We start from the raw sequence: 19,393 nt of genomic DNA, 5'->3' as shown, positions 1-19,393 counted from the left end.
CGACGATCTTGGTGCGGCGAATCGGCTCGTGGATCGGAGCATGGGGAGGCAGCGTCATGAAGTCCTCGGCAATACCAGAATGGCACGAAAGTCGTTGACGTTGGTGCGCGTCGGACCGGTCACGATCAGGTCATCCAGCGCATCAAAGAAAGTATAGGCGTCATTACGTGACAGATAGTCGTCGGGATCAAGCCCGAGTTCACGCATGCGCTCCCAGCAGGAGGGCCCGAAGATGGCACCGGCGTTGTCTTCGGAGCCATCGATGCCATCGGTATCGATGGCCAGGGCATGGATGCCGGCGGCCCCCTTGAGGGTCGAGAAGAGCCCCAGAAGGTACTCGACATTGCGCCCGCCACGCCCATCGCCACGGACGGTCACGCTGGTCTCGCCGCCGGACAGGATCAGCAGCGGGCGGGACAGGCCGTCCTGGGCGGCCAGCGCCATCCGTCCCTGGGCGCGCCCGAGTTCACGCGCCTCTCCTTCCAGATCGTCGCCCAGCAGACGCACGTCGATGCCTTCAGCCTCGGCGGCTGTCCGGGCGGCATCCAGGGCATCCCGGGCCCGGGCCAGGATCTCGCTCTCGTCCCGTGAAAAGGCATCATCACCGACGCGCGGCGCCTCGCCACGGCTTTCCAGATGCCGACGCACGCCCGGCGATATCTCGATGCCGTGTCGCTCGAGAATCGCCAGGGCATCGGCCGGCGTGGTGGCATCCGGCAGGGTCGGGCCGGAGGCGATCAACGAAGCCTCGTCGCCGGGCACGTCCGAGATGAGCCAGGTCAGCACCCGCGCCGGATGCGCGGCGGCAGCCAGGCGTCCGCCCTTGATGGCGGACAGGTGTCGGCGCACCGTGTTGATCTCGCGAATCGGTGCACCGCAGCGCAACAGGGCCTTGTTGAGGGCCTGCTTCTCGTCCAGGCCGACACCGGGCGCCGGCAGTGTCATCAGCGCCGAGCCGCCACCGGAGATCAGGGCGATCACCAGGTCATCCTCACCGAGCCCCTCGACAGACTCGAGCATGCGACGGGCGGCACGTTCGCTCAGGTCATCGGGCATCGGGTGGGATGCCTCGAGCACCTCGATGTCGCGGCACTCGGCACCATGCCCATAGCGGGTCACCACCAGCCCTTCGAGGGGCGCATCGGGGTAACGCGCCTGCCAGGCACGCTCCAGGGCCGCGGCCATGGCAGCGGCGGCCTTGCCGGCCCCCACCACCAGCGTGCGGCCGGCCGGCGGTGTCGGCAGCCTGTCGGGCAACAGAGAGTCCGGGTGCACGGCCGTCACGGCCGTCTCGCCGAGACGCGTCAGCCAGTGGCGCATGGTGTCAGGTCGGTCGGAGGAAAACAGCGGGGAAAGGGCATTCATCAGAGGGTCTCCTTCACGCAGGAAAGTGCTGCATAAATCGGCGAGCGCCATCCCATCGCAATCGCTCCGCTCGCAGATGCTCAGGGTTAACATGCGGGGACGGAAGTTACACCGGGATTTATGCAGGACGTCCCAAAAAAAGGGCCCGGTGACGAGGGGTGCTTCAGGGGAAGTCCGTCACCGGGCAATGGCCGTGGAACGGCCTGGCAGACGACGACCCGACGCCTGCCATTAGGGAGCAGTCACCTCCCCTGTCCCCCGCCGGTCGCCACGACGACCGACGGGAAGGACTCAGCGGCTGCCGACTTCATGGTCAGCGAGCCGTTCGAGGGCACGCAGAATGCCGGCATGGTCCCAGTCGGCGCCGCCGTTCGCCACGCAGGCCTGGAACAGTTGCTGGGCATTGGCAGTGCCGGGCAGTGCCAGGTCGAGGCTGCGAGCCCCTTCCAATGCCAGGTTGAGATCCTTCTGGTGCAGCTTGATCTTGAAGCCGGGATCGAAGGTGCGGTCGATCATCCGCTGGCCATGCACGTCGAGGATCTTCGACTGGGCCAGGCCACCGAGCAGCGATTCGCGCACCTTGGACACGTCGGCCCCTGCCTTGGAGGCGAACAGCAGCCCCTCGGACACCGCCTCGATGGTCAGCGCCACGACGATCTGGTTGGCCACCTTGCAGGTCTGGCCGGCACCGTGCCCACCAATGTGGGTGATGGTCTTGCCCATGATCTCGAGCAGCGGGTTGGCGCGCTCGAAACCTTCCTGGGTGGCACCGACCATGATGGTCAGGGCGGCATTGATCGCCCCGCCTTCACCACCGGACACCGGAGCGTCCACATACTCGCCGCCAGCCTCGTGGATGCGCTTGGCAAACTCCTGGGTGGCCAGCGGCGCGATGGAACTCATGTCGATCACCAAGGTGCCGGGCTTGAGTCCTTCGATGACGCCGCCTTCACCGAACAGCACCTCTTCGACGTCAGGTGTGTCCGGCACCATGGTGATGACGACCTCGGCGCCTTCGGCGACCGCCTTGGGAGTGTCGAGTTCCTTCATCCCCTTGGAGGCCAGGGTCTCGTCCAGGCTGCCGCGCTTGACGGTGGTCAGCTCATGGCCGGCGTCCAGCAGGTGGCCCGCCATGGGACGCCCCATGATGCCAAGGCCAATAAAACCGATCTTGCTCATGATAGTTCTCCTTGCGGAATACGAGCCCCTCTCACGACCATGCTGAGGTTGGAAGGGTTAACCGGCGACAAGCCTTCGCGAGGGCGCTGTGCCCCCTTCCCTGGGCGCCACATCCGCCATCCATGGCGGATGACCCTCGCGCCGCCTTGTCCCCGGTGCCCATCAGCGATGGCATCCGGAAAACGAGCTCTTTAAGTCTTTAATTTTCAATGTCCATGTCTCGAAACGTATGACGAGCGATGGCAGGTCGGTCGCCGCCGGAGCGGAGGAGCCGGAATGTACGTGTCAGTACATGAGGACTCCGAGCACCGCCGGCGATCGAGATGCCGAGCGCAGTCACGTTTCAGCGCACGCCATCCAGCCAGCCCAGCCCTTCCTGCGTAGACCCGGCCGGCTTGTACTCACAGCCGATCCAGCCGTCATAACCCAGGCGATCGAGATGACCGAACAGGAAGGGATAGTTGATCTCGCCGGTGCCCGGCTCGTGACGACCGGGGTTGTCGGCGAGCTGCACGTGAGCGATGCGGGCAAAGTGCTTCTCGATGGTCGGCGCCAGGTCGCCTTCCATGATCTGCATATGGTAGATGTCGTACTGCAGCTTGAGGTTGCCACTGCCCACCTCGTCGAAGACTGCCAGCGCCTGCTCGGTGCGGTTGAGGAAGAATCCCGGGATGTCGCGGGTGTTGATCGGCTCGGCAATCAACAGGATGCCGGCGGCCTCGAGCTTCTCGGCGGCAAAGCGCAGGTTGTCCACCAGGGTCTTGCGCGCCTCGTCGTCGCTGACGCCTTCGGGCTGAATGCCGGCCAGGCAGTTGACCTGGGTGTTGCCCAGCACCTTGGCGTACTCGATCGCCTGGTCGACGCCGGCACGGAATTCCTCGACACGGTCCGGATGACAGGCGATGCCGCGCTCGCCGGCGCCCCAGTCGCCGGCCGGCAGATTGAACAGCACCTGGGTCAGGCCATTGTCATCGAGGCGCTGCTTGATCTCGTCGGCCTCGAAATCGTAGGGAAAGAGGTATTCGACCCCCTTGAAACCCGCCTTGGCGGCGGCCTCGAAGCGATCGAGGAAGTCCACCTCGGTGAACAACATGCTGAGGTTGGCGGCAAACTTGGGCATCTTGTACTCCTTCTGGGTCGTTGGTTTTGCGGGGCTTCCCCGGCGCCCCTTGCGCTTTCTGAATGCCTCAGGTCAGAGAGGCGATGGAGGTCGGCGCATCTTCCTGGTTCTCGGCCAGGTCCTCGAACTCGTTGATCCCCTTGAGATCGGTGCCCATGGAGATGTTGGTCACCCGCTCGAGGATGATCTCGACCACCACCGGCACGCGATGCTGCTTCATCAGCTCGCGAGCCTCGGCGAAGGCCTCGCCGATCCGCTCAGGATCGGTAACGCGCAGTGCCTTGCACCCCAGGCCCTCCACCACGGAGACATGGTCCACGCCGTAGCCGTTGATTTCCGGGCAATTGATGTTCTCGAACGACAACTGCACCTGATAGTCCATGTCGAAGCCGCGCTGGGCCTGACGAATCAGCCCCAGGTAGGAATTGTTCACCAGCACGTGGAGGTAGGGCAGGTTGAACTGCGCCCCCACCGCCAGTTCCTCGACCATGAACTGGAAGTCATAGTCGCCCGACAGCGCGACGATCTCGGTATCCGGATCGGCACGTCGCACCCCGAGCGCGGCCGGGATCGTCCAGCCCAGCGGCCCCGCCTGGCCGCAGTTGATCCAGTGGCGCGGCTTGTAGACGTGCAGGAACTGGGCCCCGGCGATCTGCGACAGCCCGATGGTGCTGACGTAGCGGGTATTCTTGCCGAAGGCCTTGTTCATCTCCTCGTAGACGCGCTGGGGCTTGACCGGCACGTTGTCGAAGTGAGTCTTGCGCAGCAGGGTTCGCTTGCGCTCCTGGCATTCCTCGGCCCAGGCACTGCGATCCTTGAGCTTGCCTTCGGCTTGCCACTCGCGGGCCACCTCGACGCACAGCTCAAGCGCCGCCTTGGCGTCGGAGACGATGCCGTAGTCCGGTCCGAAGATACGCCCGATCTGGGTCGGCTCGATATCCACATGGACGAACTTGCGCCCCTCGGTGTAGGAATCCAGCGCACCGGTGTGGCGATTTGCCCAGCGGTTGCCGATCCCCATGACGAAGTCAGAGGCCAGCATGGTCGCGTTGCCATAACGATGCGACGTCTGCAGACCGACCATACCCGCCATCAGCGGATGGTCGTCGGGGATGGTGCCCCATCCCATCAGCGTCGGGATCACCGGCACACCGGTCAGCTCGGCGAACTCGGTGAGCAGCTCGCTGGCATCGGCATTGATGATGCCGCCGCCGGCCACCAGCAACGGCTTGTCGGCTTCGTTGAGCATGCCCATGGCCTTCTCGATCTGCGCGCGAGAGGCACTCGGCTTGTAAGCCGGCAGCGATTCGTAGGTATCCGGATCGAACTCGATCTCGGTCATCTGCACGTCGATCGGCAGATCGATCAGCACCGGCCCCGGGCGCGAGCTGCGCATGATCTGGAAAGCCTGCTGAAAGGCACGGGGTACCTGGGCCGGCTCCAGCACGGTGATGGCCCACTTGGTGACCGGACCGGCGATGGCCTTGATGTCGACCGCCTGGAAATCCTCCTTGTGCAGCTTGTTCGCCGGCGCCTGACCGGTGATGCACAGGATCGGGATGGAATCGGCAGAAGCCGAATACAGGCCGGTGATCATGTCCGTGCCGGCGGGCCCGGAGGTACCGATGCACACCCCGACATTACCCGGCTGGGTGCGCGTATAGCCTTCGGCCATGTGCGAGGCACCCTCAACGTGGCGCGCCAGGACGTGATCCACACCGCCGACATTGCGCATCGCGGCATAGAAAGGGTTGATGGCAGCGCCAGGCAGGCCGAAGGCAACATCGACCCCCTCTTTCTTGAGCACGTGAACGGCAGCTTCCGCAGCGGTCATGCGAGCCATGACGATTCCTCCGGTGTCGGGTTTTATTCTTTGGAAATAATTTCTGTATACAGAGACTAGGCGCACTCGCCGGGAGCCGTCAACACTTCATGAAAAATATTTCCAGTAAATTCATCGCCCGAATTTCAATAGGTTGCTAAAAATGGAAAATTATCCCGAAAAATCATGGAAGAAGGCGCCATACACAGCGCAACGTCTTCTTCAACCGGCTGCGGACACTCGATGATCCCGTTCTGGATACATACAAAAGCCCGCCCGGCGAAGGGCCGGGCGGGCTGGCATGGTGCGACGGAGGAGAGGTGTTCAGCGACGCTTGCTGTAAGGCAGCGCCATGTGCCGGTTGACGTCCTTGTAGAGCAGGTAGCGGAAGGGGCCAGGGCCTCCGGCATAGCAGGCCTGTGGGCAGAAGGCACGCAGCCACATGTAGTCCCCCGCCTCGACCTCCACCCACTGCTGGTTGAGGTGGTAGACCGCCTTGCCCTCGAGTACGTAGAGACCGTGCTCCATGACGTGAGTCTCGTCGAAGGGAATCACCCCGCCCGGCTGGAAGGTCACGATGGTCACGTGCATGTCGTGGCGCATGTCGTCCGGGTCGACGAAGCGCGTGGTGGCCCAGACCTCGTTGCAATCCGGCATGACCGTCGGCTCGATATCGTTCTCGTTGACCACGATGGGCTCGGGAACGTCGATGCCGTCGACAAACTCATAGGCCTTGCGAATCCAGTGAAAACGCACCGGTTCATCGGCTTCGTTGCGCAACTGCCAGTCGCTGCCTGGCGGAATGAAGGCATAACCGCCCGGCACCATGCGATGCCGCTCGCCACCCAGCGTCAGCACCAGCTCGCCCTCCACCACGAACAGCACGCCCTCGGCCCCCGGATCAGACTCGGGCCGCTCACTGCCACCGCCCGGCGAGACCTCCATGATGTACTGGGAGAAGGTTTCCGCGAAGCCGGAGAGCGGCCGAGACAAGATCCACAGCCGCGTATTCTCCCAATGGGGCAACTTGCTGGTGACGATATCGCGATAGACTCCCCTGGGAATCACCGCGAAGGCCTCGGTGAACATGGCCCGGTCGGTGGTCATGACCTTCTGTCCAGGATGGCCGCCGTGGGGAGCGTAGTATGGTCTCTGGGTCGTGGGACGCTGGCTCATTGCCTCTCCTCGAATTCAGTGTCTGACGACGCGACGGCCTCATGCCCGGGCAGAGTCACCCGGATATCGATGGGATACTCGTCGCAGTTGTTGCCCTCGCCACCGCGATCCACCACCAGGAATTCGCCCTCACGCTCCAGGACGGACTGGATGGCATGCCAGGTGCCGGCACGGTAGTTGACTCCCTGGCGCCCATCGGTAACGAAGGCGCGCACGCTCTCCGGATCAATCCGCTCGCCGGGCGGTGCTACCACCACCAGGAAGCGCTCCTCGTGCATGGGCACGAAGGCCTGGCTGCCCTGAGGATGGCGTTCGAGGAAGTCCAGCGTCAGCGGCACCTCGACGGGCTGGCTGACGAAGATGCTGATCAGCGCCCTCGCCTTTTCGCCCAGCGTCTCGACCCGCGCCAGATCGTGGTAACGCCGGGTTCGGCCGGCATTGATATGAAAGTAATCGGCGATACGCGTGTCGATCACCTCGCCGAAGGGAGCGAACGCTTCTGGAGTGAGCGGGCGCGCCTCGAGTTCAAGCATATAACCTCCTGCATGAGAGATGGGCCACCTCTCGGCCATCGCCGCCCTCCCCGCGGACCAAGAACCGGTCCGCCCTCGATCCTTGGCAGCGGCATGATTCAAAAAATATGGAAATCCTTTCCAGATTAAGCTTCAATCGGATGGCTGGCAACAGCGGAGAAGCCATGGGCCACCCTCCCTCGCTTCTTCCATCGGCGCACTCGTGCCACCCCCCAACAACAATCCGAGGTACTGCATGTCCCAACAGCCTCAGACCACTGATCTTCGAGCCTCCCGAAAAACCCATAAGCGCTCGTTTCAGATACCCCATATCTATGTGATTCTTTTCGTTTTCATCGCTCTTGCCTCGATCGCCACGTACTTCGTGCCGGCAGGCACCTACGAGCGCATCCCCGGGCCGGACGGTCGTACCACCATCGACGCGACATCCTTCCAGTACGTCGAATCGAGTCCTGTCGGGCCGGTCGACTTCATGCTGGCGATTCCCAATGGGTTGATGAGCGCCGGCCAGGTCGTCTTCTTCACCTTCATGATCGGCGGCATGTTCATGGTGTTGAGACGCACCGGCATCATCGAGATCGGCGTCGACAAACTGAGCCGCCGATTCGCCAATCGAAGCTTGCTGATGATTCCGGTACTCATGACCACCTTTGCCGTGGTGGCCACGCTGATCGGCACCCAGGAACTGTCGCTGGTCTATGTTCCGGTCATCCTGCCGTTGATGATCGCCCTGCGCTTCGACTCGGTGACCGCCGCTGCCGTCGCGCTCTGCGCCACGACGGCCGGCTTCACCACCGGCGTGCTCAACCCCATCAACACGAGGCTCGGGCAACAGCTCGCCGGCCTGCCGCTCTATTCGGGCTTCGCCCTGCGCGCCGCCACCTTCGTCATCGTGTTGTGCGTCGGTATATTTTTCGTCATGCGCTACGCGCGCAAGGTCCACAACGATCCTTCGCTGAGCCTGATGGCCGACGATGATACCGAAGCCGAAAAGCGCGCCTCTTATCAGCATGCCACCGACGAAGGGGCCCTGGTCGCCAATGCTCGCCAGAAGCTCGCCGCCCTGGCCGCCTTCGGCTTCTTCGCCCTGCTGGTATACGGCGTACTCGCGCAAGGCTGGTTCATGATGGAAATGGCCGGCCTTTTCATCGTCATGGGGATCGTCGTTGGCCTGATCGCCGGCCTGAATGGCGACGAAATCTGCGAGGGGTTCAACCAGGGATTCCGGGACGTCCTGGTGGGCGCCATGATCGCCGGTATCGCCCGGGGCGTCGCCGTGGTACTCGAGGATGGCCAGATCATGGACACGCTGGTCCACGGGCTGGGCAACCTGGTCGGCGAACTGCCCGGTCTGCTCTCGGCCATCGGCATGTACTTCGCCCAGCTCGGCTTCAACTTCGTGGTACCGTCCGGCAGCGGCCAGGCCCTGGTGACCATGCCGATCATGGCGCCCCTGGCCGACCTCATCGGCGTCACTCGACAGACCGCTGTACTCGCCTATCAACTCGGCGACGGAATCGGCAACATCCTCTACCCCACATCCGGCTACTTCATGGCGACCCTGGCCTTGGCTGGCGTCCCCTGGCAGAAGTGGGTCAAGTTCTTCTTCCCGCTGTTCTGCACTTGGGTGTTGATCTCGCTTTGCCTTCTGGCCTTCGCCCAGGCCATCCAGTGGACCGGCTAGGCACTCAGGAAGCTGATCGACACCTCCCCGCCTGATATCGCCGCCCAGCCGCCACGCCTCGGCCGCTGCGACACTTGTCACCATGGGGCCGGGGCATCGCACGATGGCCTACTGGCCTACCGGATGTCGCTCGGCCCAGTGCCGGGCGATATCCACGCGGCGCGTGACCCAGACGCGGTCGTGGGCCTCGATGTGATCGAGAAAGCGCTGCAGGGCACGGAACCGGCCCGGCCGGCCAATCAGACGGCAATGCAGCCCCACCGACAGCATCTTCGGCGTTTCCTCGCCCTCGGCGTAGAGGACATCGAAGGCATCACGCAGGTAGGTGAAGAAATGGTCGGCAGTATTGAATCCCTGGGGAGCAGCGAAGCGCATGTCGTTGCTGTCCAGGGTATAGGGCACCACCAGATGGTCGTGTTCACGGCCCTGGCTGTCGGCCTCACGCGTCCAGAATGGCAGGTCGTCACCATAATAGTCGCTGTCGTAGAGGAAGCTCCCCTCGTCGAGCACCAGGCGCCGGGTATTGGGGCTGTCGCGCCCGGTATACCAGCCCAGCGGCGTCTCGCCATACAGTGACTGGAAGATCTCGATGGCGCGGCGCATGTGCTCGCGCTCGATATGCTCGGGCACTTTCTGGTAGTGGATCCAGCGATAGCCGTGACAGGCGATCTCGTGTCCCAGCTCCTTGAAGGCCTGCGCCACTTCCGGATTGCGTTCCAGGGCCATGGCCACACCAAAGACGGTCAGCGGCAGGCCGCGACGTTCGAACTCGCGAAGCACTCGCCAGACGCCCGCTCGGGAGCCGTACTCGTAGATCGATTCCATGCTCAAGTGACGATCCGGATAGGATTCGGCACCGATGATCTCGGACAGGAACTGCTCCGACCCACTGTCGCCGTGCAGCACGCAGTTCTCACCGCCTTCCTCGTAGTTGAGCACGAACTGGACGGCGATGCGCGCTCGGCCCGGCCAATCGGCCTGGGGCGGCGTACGCCCATAACCGATCAGGTCCCGCGGATAGTCACGTCGAGTCGATGATGTCATGACGAAGCTTCCTTCTTGTTCTCGCGACGCTCGTGTTGCGGCCTGTCGTCATCGGCCTCGGCGCATGGCAGCCGCATTCTGAGCGACACTAAATGTATACAATAAAATACTAGTGTGTACTCATCATGGTTGCAAGCCCCTCCTCCCGGTCACCACCTCCGGCCGCATACCGAGTGCAGGTCTTTTGCCCTGTCAGCAGGGGCCTCTTCAGGCTCCACTCTTGTATACAAAAAATCAACCCCAATGATCCGAACGCCGTTATCGTTCCTGATTACGCCTTTCTCCCTCGTTCATGACCCAGCGCTTATTCGCTCACGGTCCTGCTCGTGGGGGAAGCCAGACATACAGCTCGCAAAACAGTATGCAGAAAAACACACAATCTAGACCACATTAATCCGAAATATTGAACACATTTATTGTGCACACAATGATCCGTATAAAATCATTCGCATGCTTCCAATAACCTATTGTTTAATAGACGAAAACCCGCTCTCCTCCAAGTGCAAAAAACTCCTTGCTTCGGGCACCATTCAATCCTATTTTGTGTACAACACCTTTAAACTTTGTTCACAAAAACAACCTTCCGGGAGCCGACATGCGCCTCAATGTCATCAACCCCAACACCACCCGTAGCATGACCGACACCATTGCTGCCGCAGCACGGCGTATTGCCGCGGCAGATACCCACATCATGGCGACCCAGCCGGCACATGGCCCGGTTTCCATCGAGAGCCATTTCGATGAGGCCATCAGTGCCGTGGGTGTGCTGGAGGAAGTGGCAGCCGGCGACCGGGAGGGCGCGGATGCCCATGTCATTGCCTGCTTCGGCGATCCCGGACTACTGGCAGCACGAGAAGTGACCCGCGCACCAGTGATCGGCATTGCCGAGGCCGCCTTTCACATGGCGTCCTTGATCAGCACGCGCTTCTCGGTCGTCACCACTCTGGGACGCACCGGCATCATCGCCGAACACCTGCTCGATCAATACGGCTTCCGTCATCACTGCCGCCGGGTGCGCGCCGCCGAGATCCCCGTGCTCGACCTCGAGAGCGATAGCGACGCCGCCCTGGCTCGCATCATCGAAGAATGCCGACGCGCACGCGACGAGGATGGCGTCGGCGCCATCGTGCTGGGTTGCGGCGGCATGGCCGACCTCACCGACGAAATCGCCAATGCGGTCGGCTTGCCGGTCGTCGAAGGCGTGACCGCCGCGGTCAAGCTGGCCGAGGCACTCGTCGGACTAGGCCTCGGCACCAGCAAGCATGGCGACCTTGCCTTCCCCCGGCCCAAGACATTCGTCGGTCGCTTCGAGCATCTGTCCGGCTCCACCGAATAAACACGCCAACCCCGCCTGACATCGCATCAGGCCACACACCGCAAGCCTCACCGGTTTCCCCGCGGAAATCGGCAACAACGACAATCATCGAATCACTTGCGAGGACACCACCATGGCACCTTCCCCCTCGGGCGCCCCGAATGGCGCCAAGACCGCTACCGATCCCGCGATGCCCCCCGCTCCCGAATCGGGCACCAAGGCGGCGGGCAACGAATCCCTGGCGCCCCAGCAGACGCGCATCATGGGGCGCACCTCCTACCTGCTGGCCTGGTTCGGCGGCTGCGTGTCGATCGGCACCTTCACCATGGGCTCCAGCGTCGTCGGCAGTCTCAACCTCATCCAGGCGACCCTGGCCATCGCCATCGGCTGCTTCGTGATCGGCCTGGCCCTGGCCCTGAACGGGGCTCCCGGCTACAAGTACGGTATTCCCTTCATGGTCCAGGCACGCAGTGCCTTCGGCTTCTCCGGCACCCGACTGCCGGGGCTGGTGCGCGCCGTGCCCGCCATCGTCTGGTACGGTTTCCAGAGCTGGATCGGCGCCGGCGCCCTGAACATGGTCTCGGCGACCCTGTTCGGTTTCGACAACCTGGTCTTCTTCTTCATCACCTTCCAGTTGCTGCAGATCGCCCTGTCGGTGCTGGGCTTCCAGGGCATCAAGTGGCTGGAAAACATCGGCAGCGCCTTCATTCTCTGTTCGCTGGTCTACATGTTCTACAGCACGGTGCAGCGCTACGGTGACGAGCTTTCTGCCAGCATGCTGACCATGGAAGGCTCCTGGGGCTTGCCGTTCTGGGGCGCGACCATGCTGTTCCTGGGCATCTACAGCACCATGATGCTCAATGTCAGCGACTACTCACGCGAGCACAAGGAAGGCACCGGGCCGGGCCTGCTGACCACGATCTACGCCATGTCGATCCTGCCCTGCACGCTGTTCATGGGACTGATCGGCTACATGGTGTCCGAGGCAACCGGCGTGGCGGATCCGGTCAAGGTCTTTGCCAATGCCGTGGACAACACGCCCCTGCTGATGACCACCCTGTTGTTCATCGCCTTCGCCCAGGTCACCACCAATGTGCTCAACAATGTGGTGCCGCCGACCTATGTACTGATGGATGCCTTCAAGCTGAAATTCCGCACCGCCACCGTGATCGTGGGGCTGCTGGCCTTCGCCACTTTCCCCTGGGAGCTGGTCAAGGATGAGTCCGCCGCTGGCCTGCAGATGTTCGTGCAGACCTACTCGGCCTTCCTCGGCCCGATCTTCGCGGTGCTGGTGGTGGACTATTACCTGATTCGCCGCCGCACCCTGGATCTCGGCAAGCTGTACGACGAGAACGGCCCCTACCGCGGCGTCAACGTTGCCGCCCTGGTGGCCACAGCGGTAGGCGTGATCGCCGCCTTCAGCATTTCCACCGTGTCCTGGTACGCCAGCCTGATCCCGGCGGGCCTGACCTATTATCTGTTGATGCGTTACTGGGCACCTTGCCAACGCTTTCGCGACTGAACCGTTCCCACGTGATGGCCCTCCCGCCGGGGAGGGCCTTCGTCTGCCAACAAGACCAGAAGGCAACGCTTCATGACGGACCAAGAACTGGACATCCAGCACCACGACCCACGCCTGTACAACGACGATCTCGCACCGATCAAGTCGGAGCGACGCACCTGGGGCTGGTTCGAGATCTTCAATGTCTGGTCGAACGACATCCAGAGCCTGTTCGGCTACACACTGGCCGCGTCGCTGTTCATTTCCTATGGCCTCAATGGCTGGGCGGTCATGGCAGCCATCGTGCTCGCCGGCTTCGTGGTGATGGTACTGGTCAACCTGACCGGCAAGCCGAGCGTCAAGTACGGCATTCCCTTTCCGGTGATGATCCGCGCCAGCATGGGCGTCCACGGCGCCAACTTCCCGGCCATGCTGCGGGCCATCATCGGTATCTTCTGGTATGGCGTGCAGACCTATTTCGCGTCCACCGCCGTCTCGCTGCTGCTCACCTCGCTGTTCGGCGACCCCGGCGGCCAGTGGCTCGGCATGACGGCGCTGGACTGGCTTTCCTTCGTGATCGTCTGGTGCTTCCAGATCGCCCTGTTCTGGCAAGGCATCGAGCGTATCAAGCACTTCCTCAACTGGGCGGGACCGCTGGTCTACGTGGTGATGGTCGCGCTGATGCTCATCGTCTGGTTCAAGGCAGGCAGCGATCTCCTGCCGGCAGTGAGCACCATCTTCAGCGGTGCCAGCGACTACGAAGGCAATGCCCTGACCGCCTTCATGGCCATCACCGGCACCATGATCGCCTACTTCGCCGCGGTGGTGATCAACTTCGGCGACTTCACCCGCTTCGTGAAGAGCGAGCGCGAGATGAAGCTCGGCAACCTGCTGGGTCTGCCACTCAATGTTGCCTTCTTTTCCTTCATTGCCCTGATCATCACGGCCGGCACCCTGGCACTGTTTGGCGAGACGCTGACCAACCCGTCGGACATCATCGACCGGGTCGATTCACTGCCGTTGACCATTGTCGCCGCCATCACCTTCTTCGCTGCCACCGTGGGCATCAACCTCGTCGCCAACTTCATCCCGCCGGCCTATGACCTGGCCAACCTCTTTCCGCGCCGCATCAGCTTTCGCGTCGGCGGCCTGATCACCGCCGTGATCGCCTTCTTCGTCGGCGCTCTGTGGATGGCCGTCATCAGCAAGATCGGCGTCGCCGGTTTCGTCAACGCCCTCGGTGCCGTGGTGGCCCCCTTCTACGGCATCATCGTGGTCGACTACTACCTGCTGAAGCGCCAGCGCTTGAACATCCAGGACATCTTCTCCGCCGACCCGGATGGCGCCTATTACTACGTCAAGGGCTGGAACCACCGCGCCCTGATCGCCTTCGCTCTGGCCGCGCTGTTCTCCGTGTCGTCGGCCTGGGTACCGGCGCTTGAGGCACTGGGCGGCTATGCCTGGCTGATCGGCGCGGCCCTCGGCGGACTCTTCCATTACCTGCTGATGCGGGGACAGCGCCTGCCCGTCACCGCCTCCTGACGAACAGCCAGGCGGGCGCAAGCCGGCAGAAACGGTAAGCAAGCCGGCAGAAAAAGCCAGCAAGAATGGATCACCGCCGTTCAGGCGGAGAAGATGCGATACAGATCCGGCGTTTCCTCTTCTTCCTCATGGATGGAGAGGGACGCCTCGATGGCCTTGAGATGCCGGCTCATGAACGCCTGGGCACGTTCGCCATTACCTTGCTCGAGAAAGCTCAGCAGATCCTCGTGATCGTGGGATTCACATCCCAGGTGGCCGGCATTGCCATAGACCGCAAGAATCAAGGAAGAACGCGAGCACAGGCGTTCAACGAAATCCGCCAGGGTGGCATTGCCCGACAGGCGCGCCAGGCGCCCGTGGAAGGCGGCGGAGAGCTTGATGGCGGTACTCTGCTCGCCGCCCTTGAGCGCCTCGCGTTCACGACGCGCCATGTCACGCAACTCCTCGGCCGCTTCGGGCGTCATGCGCCGGGCAACCTCCGGCATCAGACCGCACTCGATCATCTGGCGGGCATCGAAGACATCCTTGGCCTCATCGGCGGTGGGCCGCGTGACACTCGCGCCCCGGCGTGGCGTCAGCGTCACCAGTTGCTCCAGGGCCAGGCGCTGCAGGATCTTGCGGATGCCGGTGCGGCTGACGCCGAACACCTCGGACAAGGCATCCTCGCGCAGCCGGGCACCGGGTTTCAGACGGTGCTCGATGATGGCATCGCTGATGGCGTGATAGATCGACTCATGACGTTCGGGCCCATCCCCGTTCTTGCCAGGACGGCCCGTCTTTTCGTTGGCCTTGCGCTCGGTTGCGGCCCGACGCTGGTTCATGGATCGCTCATCTCCCTGAAAACCCGATACGACGACTATTGTATACGCATTTCCGTCGTCGACACGACCGCCGCCCGCCGAAATCGGCGGGCGGCGGGATCGGGCTTGCCGGATCGCGATCGGGTCAGGGCGACCAGTTGGCGATCTCGGTACGCTCTTCGTCCGTCATCTGGGTGACGTTGCCAAGCGGCATGTAGCCATTGGCCACCACTTGCTTGATCTGATCGACCTGGCGCAGCACCTGTTCGGGCGTCTCCAGCACCACTCCGGCCGGCGGCGCCGAGAATCCATCGTATGACGGGCTTTCGGCATGACACTGGGCGCAGCGATCGATGACGATCTGCTCGGCATGGCCCGCGGCCCCACCGTCGGATGCCGCCACTTGCGCCGCCGATTCGGACGCCTCGGTCTCCGACACGGCGCTGGATGTCTCGGTGGAAGCGGTCGTGGCCTCGTCGTCGACGCTGCTGGCCGGCGCGCCAACCCATATCGCGACCAGGATCAGGGCGACGCCGGCAGCCGGATAGGCCGGCTTGATCTGTCCGGCGTGCATCAGCACGAAGAACTGGCGAATCAAGGCCCCGGCGAAGATGAACAACGTCATGATCACCCAGGCCAGGTCATGGGAATACGCGAAGGAGTAGTGGTTGCTGATCATCAGCAACACCACCGGCAGAGTGAAGTAGGTGTTGTGCACCGAGCGCTGCTTGCCGCGCTTGCCGTCCAGCGGGTTCGGTGTCTCGCCGGCCTTCATCGCCTTCACCATGCGGCGCTGGCCGGGGATGATCCAGAAGAAGACGTTTGCCGACATGGCGGTGGCCATGACCGCGCCGGTCAACAGGAAGGCCGCCCGACCGGAGAAGATCTGGGTGCTCAGGTAGGCGACCACCACCATCATCACGGCCACGGCGAGGCTCAGGATGCCATCGCGGTCCATATTGGGGCTGATGCGCTTGCACAGCTCGTTGTAGATCACCCAGCCACCGAGCAGGAACAGCAGCGCCACCACATTGGCCTGCCAGCCGCTCAGGTTGGCAGCCCACTCCCAGTCGCTGCCTGGATTGACCAGATAGAAGCTCGGGTTGGCCATGTACAGCAGCACGAACAGCGCGAAACCCGACAGCCAGGTGGCATACGATTTCCAGAATGACCAGTGCAGATCCTCGGGCAACTTCGCCGGGGCGCTGGCGTACTTCTGGTTATGGTAGAAACCGCCGCCGTGCACGGCCCACATCTCGCCGAACACGCCCTTCTGCTTGTCCTCGTCGGCCTTGGGCGAGCGCAGGCTGTTGTCCAGCATCACGAAATAGATCGATTCGCCGATCCAGGCAATGGCGGCGATCACATGCAGCCACCTCAACAGGAGGTTGGCGAAATCCAGAAAATAGGCTTCCATCGGTCAGGCCTCGTTGGAATTATGCGGTTGTTGTCTTGGTGAACGCTTCCCTCAGCTTCCCCGATAGGTGGAGTAGCTGTAAGGCGACAGCAGCAGCGGCACATGATAATGCTGGGACGCATCGGCCACCCCGAAGCGCAGCGGAATCACGTCCAGAAAGCGCGGCGCGTCGCCGGCCACGCCCTGCCGGTCCAGATACTCGCCGGCATGGAAGACCAGTTCGTATTCGCCGACACCGAAGGCCTCGCCTTCCAGGATGGGCGAATCGCAACGACCGTCATCGTTGGTCACGACCTCGGTCAGCCGGGTGCGCTCGCCGCCTTCGAGACGATAGACCTCGATACGGATGCCCTTGCCCGGAAGCCCCGAGGCAGTATCCAGCACATGCGTCGTCAGGTATCCCATGTGTTTCTCCTCCAGTCGTTGGAACCGGCGTACCCTGGCCTGCCTGACGCACGTCTCTCGACGGCGGCGCTCAGAGGCACGCTGCTCTTGAAGACATTTTTAGTACCAATAAGGGTACATTTCAAAACATTTTTTGTATACAGTTTATCGGAGCACCATAACGCGAACCTGATTCCCGACCGCAAGGAGACTCCCGTCATGAGTGACAAGCTGCTCTCTCCCCGTCCCAGCACACTGGATCGGGACGCTTTCATCGATCAGTATGGCGACATCTACGAGCACTCGCCCTGGGTGGCCGAACTGGCCTGGGAGCGTGGCCTGGGCGCTGCCCAGGACACGCCGGAAGGCCTCGCCGCGACCATGGGCGAGGTGCTGGCATCGGCCGACGCCGAGCGTCAGCTGGAAGTGATTCGCGCCCATCCCGACCTGGCCGGCAAGGCTGCGGTCGCCGGCGAGCTCACCGATGATTCCACCCGGGAACAGGCCGGCGCCGGCCTCGACCAGTGCACACCGGAGGAGCTGGCTCGCTTCGAACGCCTGAACGAAGCCTACAAGGCCCGTTTCGGCTTCCCCTTCGTGATGGCCGTCAAGGGCAGCGATCGCCATGCCATCCTGGAGGCATTCGAGACGCGCCTGAAGAACGACCTCGCCGAGGAGCGCCGAACCGCTATCGAACAGATCAACCGGATCGCCGCCTTCCGGCTCAGCGACCGCGCCGCCTGAAGGTTCGGGCCAGGACCACTATACTGACGGAACGCCAAGCGGCATTGAGGACGATGCGATGTTCCGTCACCGACTGGAAGCCGCCGAGTCGCTGGCACGGCGGCTCACCCACCTGAAGGGGCAGAACCCGCTGATACTCGCCATCCCCCGGGGTGGCGTGCCCATGGGACGACGCATCGCCGATATCCTGGAAGGTGAACTGGATGTCGTGCTGGTGCGCAAGCTGGGCGCGCCGGGCAGTCCGGAATTCGCCATCGGCGCGGTTGGCGAAGGGGATCGCATCTGGCTGGAAGACAGCGCCAATCGCTTCGGCGAAGCCGCGATCACCCGGGAGATCGAGCGGCAGCGGGCGCTGATCGCAGAGCGCCGCCAGCGTTACACGCCGGTACGTGCGCCCATCGATCCGGCCGAGCGTCTCGTCGTCGTCGTGGATGACGGCAGTGCCACCGGAGCGACCATGACGACCGCCCTGGAAAGCCTTCGGCCACGTGGCCCCGCACGCCTGATCGCCGCCCTCGGCGTGGCCCCGCCGGAGACCCTGGCACGCCTGGAGCGCCTTGCCGACGAGGTGATCTGCCCCGAGACACCGGCACACTTTCGTGCCGTCGGCCAGTTCTACGCCGACTTCTCACCGGTCGACGACGATGAGGTGATTCACTTGCTGGGCAGTCAGCCGGGATAAGAGCTCTTCGCGCTTCAGCGGTAAGCGCCCTCGATATCCGTAATCCGCGTCGCCTGGCGACCCAATCCGCCGTACAGATCGAGCATGCGCTCGAGCCAGGCATGGACGGGATCGGCATTGGAGACCAGGTCGGCACTGGAGACACAACGCGCCCACATGAACTTGCCAAAGACGATGTAGTCGGCCCCGCCCGGCACCTCGCCATCGAGATACGACGCTTCCCCGAGCCGCGCGCGCAGCGGTTCCAGGGCGGTGTCGAGCTGCGACAGCCCCCTCACCGGCGAATGCACCTCCTCCAGGCTACGGCCGAAGCGCTTCTCGCGGGTCTCGCGGAAATACTCCCGGTCATCCGGGTGAATGGCATTGAGCAGATCCATGATGATGATGCGCAGTATCGCCGGCGCCAGGGAACGCTCGGAATAATGCGCCAGGAAACGCCCGCGCGCGTCCGCCATGCTGTCTCCCAACAGAGGCGCCTCGGGATAGGCACGATCCAGATAGCGAAGGATCTCGTAGCTGTCGGCCACCACCGTCTCGCCGTCGACGAGCACCGGAACCTTGTCATGGTTGGCGAAGGCCAGGGCTTGTTTCTCGCTGAAGCGCCAGGGGCGTGTTTCGACATCGAGCCCCTTGTGAGCCAGGGCATAGCGCACCCGCCAGCAATAGGGAGAGAAACGCAGCGCCTCGTCGATACCGCAGAGATCGTAGAGCACCCGTGACATGCCGACTCCTCATGTTCGATGAAGGAAAGACTCGATAGTGCCAGCCCGCCCCCTGACTCGCCAATTGTCTTTCCTCTCTTGTGCTTTGGTATAGCCACTTGAGTGTCGCCGCCTCGAGGTCACGCACTTCACACCGGCCAACTCATTGAATTACCGAGCGGAGACATCGCATGACGCCGGACCGTCATGCCGGATCGATTGGTCAGACCAATGCGCCATGAATCGTCAAGGAGGCTGCCAGCGCCTATCGTGGTAGGTCGTCCCGGCAAGCGCCATCCTGGCCGGCCGGGGCCATGCGGCGACCGGCACACGGCGGTCGTCGCGATATCCACTCCATTCAACCAAAAAAACGGAAAATAATTC

General features: G+C 63.0%; 17 protein-coding genes. 6 read left to right on the top strand and 11 right to left on the bottom strand.

The window, feature by feature from the left end; all coding sequences use genetic code 11:
- Window positions 1–54: 54 nt before the first annotated feature.
- From A9O65_RS05925 to A9O65_RS05900, 6 genes are all read right to left on the bottom strand, one after another.
- Window positions 55–1,365 (bottom strand): glycerate kinase type-2 family protein, encoded by a 1,311-nt coding sequence (locus tag A9O65_RS05925; RefSeq protein WP_064701602.1) that lies wholly within the window; start codon window positions 1,363–1,365, stop codon window positions 55–57.
- 291 nt (window positions 1,366–1,656) lie between these two features.
- Window positions 1,657–2,544: a 2-hydroxy-3-oxopropionate reductase gene (locus A9O65_RS05920; protein ID WP_064700019.1), complete on the bottom strand. Its 888-nt coding sequence runs from the start codon at window positions 2,542–2,544 to the stop codon at window positions 1,657–1,659.
- 343 nt (window positions 2,545–2,887) lie between these two features.
- The gene (gene hyi / locus A9O65_RS05915) at window positions 2,888–3,664 is read right to left on the bottom strand and encodes a hydroxypyruvate isomerase (protein ID WP_064700020.1); all 777 of its coding nucleotides are present in this window, start codon (window positions 3,662–3,664) and stop codon (window positions 2,888–2,890) included.
- Between the two features lie 67 nt (window positions 3,665–3,731).
- Complete coding sequence (gene gcl / locus A9O65_RS05910; RefSeq protein WP_064701601.1) at window positions 3,732–5,507, bottom strand: glyoxylate carboligase; 1,776 nt, start codon at window positions 5,505–5,507, stop codon at window positions 3,732–3,734.
- A 303-nt stretch (window positions 5,508–5,810) separates the two neighbouring features.
- Complete coding sequence (locus tag A9O65_RS05905; protein WP_064700022.1) at window positions 5,811–6,662, bottom strand: bifunctional allantoicase/(S)-ureidoglycine aminohydrolase; 852 nt, start codon at window positions 6,660–6,662, stop codon at window positions 5,811–5,813.
- On the bottom strand, window positions 6,659–7,195 hold the full coding sequence (locus A9O65_RS05900; RefSeq protein WP_064700023.1) for an ureidoglycolate lyase: 537 nt from the start codon (window positions 7,193–7,195) through the stop codon (window positions 6,659–6,661). Before A9O65_RS05900 ends, A9O65_RS05905 begins: the two co-directional genes overlap by 4 nt.
- 316 nt (window positions 7,196–7,511) lie before the next feature.
- Between A9O65_RS05900 and A9O65_RS05895 the strand changes: the two genes are divergently transcribed.
- The gene (locus tag A9O65_RS05895; RefSeq protein ID WP_254783134.1) at window positions 7,512–8,879 is read left to right on the top strand and encodes a YfcC family protein; all 1,368 of its coding nucleotides are present in this window, start codon (window positions 7,512–7,514) and stop codon (window positions 8,877–8,879) included.
- 108 nt (window positions 8,880–8,987) lie between these two features.
- On the opposite strand, the gene puuE is transcribed toward A9O65_RS05895, so the two are convergent.
- Complete coding sequence (gene puuE, locus A9O65_RS05890) at window positions 8,988–9,923, bottom strand: allantoinase PuuE (RefSeq protein ID WP_064700025.1); 936 nt, start codon at window positions 9,921–9,923, stop codon at window positions 8,988–8,990.
- A 595-nt stretch (window positions 9,924–10,518) separates the two neighbouring features.
- On the opposite strand from puuE, the gene A9O65_RS05885 reads away from it, so the two are divergent.
- The 3 genes from A9O65_RS05885 to A9O65_RS05875 all read left to right on the top strand — a co-directional run bounded on the left by A9O65_RS05885 (window position 10,519) and on the right by A9O65_RS05875 (window position 14,281).
- On the top strand, window positions 10,519–11,259 hold the full coding sequence (locus A9O65_RS05885) for an aspartate/glutamate racemase family protein (protein WP_064700026.1): 741 nt from the start codon (window positions 10,519–10,521) through the stop codon (window positions 11,257–11,259).
- 169 nt (window positions 11,260–11,428) lie between these two features.
- Window positions 11,429–12,760 carry an NCS1 family transporter gene (locus A9O65_RS05880; protein ID WP_137055286.1) on the top strand — a complete coding sequence of 444 codons (1,332 nt, stop codon included), beginning with the start codon at window positions 11,429–11,431 and terminating at the stop codon, window positions 12,758–12,760.
- Window positions 12,761–12,832: 72 nt separating this feature from the next.
- Entirely contained in the window at window positions 12,833–14,281 is a 1,449-nt protein-coding gene (locus A9O65_RS05875) for an NCS1 family nucleobase:cation symporter-1 (RefSeq protein WP_064701599.1), read from the top strand.
- Between the two features lie 80 nt (window positions 14,282–14,361).
- Here the strand turns inward: A9O65_RS05875 and A9O65_RS05870 are convergent, their stop codons facing one another.
- The 3 genes from A9O65_RS05870 to uraH all read right to left on the bottom strand — a co-directional run bounded on the left by A9O65_RS05870 (window position 14,362) and on the right by uraH (window position 16,903).
- A complete protein-coding gene (locus tag A9O65_RS05870; RefSeq protein WP_064700029.1) occupies window positions 14,362–15,102 on the bottom strand; it encodes a GntR family transcriptional regulator in 741 nt (246 codons plus the stop codon).
- A gap of 124 nt (window positions 15,103–15,226) precedes the next feature.
- Window positions 15,227–16,498 (bottom strand): urate hydroxylase PuuD, encoded by a 1,272-nt coding sequence (locus A9O65_RS05865; protein WP_064701598.1) that lies wholly within the window; start codon window positions 16,496–16,498, stop codon window positions 15,227–15,229.
- A 51-nt stretch (window positions 16,499–16,549) separates the two neighbouring features.
- Window positions 16,550–16,903: a hydroxyisourate hydrolase gene (uraH, locus tag A9O65_RS05860; protein WP_064700031.1), complete on the bottom strand. Its 354-nt coding sequence runs from the start codon at window positions 16,901–16,903 to the stop codon at window positions 16,550–16,552.
- Window positions 16,904–17,101: 198 nt separating this feature from the next.
- On the opposite strand from uraH, the gene uraD reads away from it, so the two are divergent.
- Together uraD and A9O65_RS05850 are read left to right on the top strand one after the other, a co-directional pair.
- Window positions 17,102–17,626, top strand: a complete 525-nt coding sequence (gene uraD, locus A9O65_RS05855; protein WP_064700032.1) for a 2-oxo-4-hydroxy-4-carboxy-5-ureidoimidazoline decarboxylase — start codon at window positions 17,102–17,104, stop codon at window positions 17,624–17,626.
- A gap of 58 nt (window positions 17,627–17,684) precedes the next feature.
- Window positions 17,685–18,308 (top strand): phosphoribosyltransferase, encoded by a 624-nt coding sequence (locus tag A9O65_RS05850; RefSeq protein ID WP_064700033.1) that lies wholly within the window; start codon window positions 17,685–17,687, stop codon window positions 18,306–18,308.
- A gap of 14 nt (window positions 18,309–18,322) precedes the next feature.
- On the opposite strand, the gene A9O65_RS05845 is transcribed toward A9O65_RS05850, so the two are convergent.
- Window positions 18,323–19,030 carry a glutathione S-transferase N-terminal domain-containing protein gene (locus A9O65_RS05845; RefSeq protein ID WP_064700034.1) on the bottom strand — a complete coding sequence of 236 codons (708 nt, stop codon included), beginning with the start codon at window positions 19,028–19,030 and terminating at the stop codon, window positions 18,323–18,325.
- Window positions 19,031–19,393: the final 363 nt, after the last annotated feature.

It is taken from the genome of Halomonas caseinilytica (assembly GCF_001662305.1).
GTDB classification, from domain to species: Bacteria; Pseudomonadota; Gammaproteobacteria; order Pseudomonadales; family Halomonadaceae; genus Halomonas; species Halomonas caseinilytica.
This window is presented reverse-complemented; position numbering and strand designations above follow the sequence as displayed.

Coding starts and splice junctions, on each gene's coding strand:
- puuE (WP_064700025.1), bottom strand. CDS start 9,923: ATGACATCATCGACTCGACGTGACTATCCGCGGGACCTGATCGGTTAT.
- A9O65_RS05865 (WP_064701598.1), bottom strand. CDS start 16,498: ATGGAAGCCTATTTTCTGGATTTCGCCAACCTCCTGTTGAGGTGGCTG.
- A9O65_RS05900 (WP_064700023.1), bottom strand. CDS start 7,195: ATGCTTGAACTCGAGGCGCGCCCGCTCACTCCAGAAGCGTTCGCTCCC.
- hyi (WP_064700020.1), bottom strand. CDS start 3,664: ATGCCCAAGTTTGCCGCCAACCTCAGCATGTTGTTCACCGAGGTGGAC.
- A9O65_RS05905 (WP_064700022.1), bottom strand. CDS start 6,662: ATGAGCCAGCGTCCCACGACCCAGAGACCATACTACGCTCCCCACGGC.
- uraH (WP_064700031.1), bottom strand. CDS start 16,903: ATGGGATACCTGACGACGCATGTGCTGGATACTGCCTCGGGGCTTCCG.
- A9O65_RS05850 (WP_064700033.1), top strand. CDS start 17,685: ATGTTCCGTCACCGACTGGAAGCCGCCGAGTCGCTGGCACGGCGGCTC.
- gcl (WP_064701601.1), bottom strand. CDS start 5,507: ATGGCTCGCATGACCGCTGCGGAAGCTGCCGTTCACGTGCTCAAGAAA.
- uraD (WP_064700032.1), top strand. CDS start 17,102: ATGAGTGACAAGCTGCTCTCTCCCCGTCCCAGCACACTGGATCGGGAC.
- A9O65_RS05920 (WP_064700019.1), bottom strand. CDS start 2,544: ATGAGCAAGATCGGTTTTATTGGCCTTGGCATCATGGGGCGTCCCATG.
- A9O65_RS05845 (WP_064700034.1), bottom strand. CDS start 19,030: ATGTCACGGGTGCTCTACGATCTCTGCGGTATCGACGAGGCGCTGCGT.
- A9O65_RS05885 (WP_064700026.1), top strand. CDS start 10,519: ATGCGCCTCAATGTCATCAACCCCAACACCACCCGTAGCATGACCGAC.
- A9O65_RS05925 (WP_064701602.1), bottom strand. CDS start 1,365: ATGAATGCCCTTTCCCCGCTGTTTTCCTCCGACCGACCTGACACCATG.
- A9O65_RS05880 (WP_137055286.1), top strand. CDS start 11,429: ATGCCCCCCGCTCCCGAATCGGGCACCAAGGCGGCGGGCAACGAATCC.
- A9O65_RS05875 (WP_064701599.1), top strand. CDS start 12,833: ATGACGGACCAAGAACTGGACATCCAGCACCACGACCCACGCCTGTAC.
- A9O65_RS05870 (WP_064700029.1), bottom strand. CDS start 15,102: ATGAACCAGCGTCGGGCCGCAACCGAGCGCAAGGCCAACGAAAAGACG.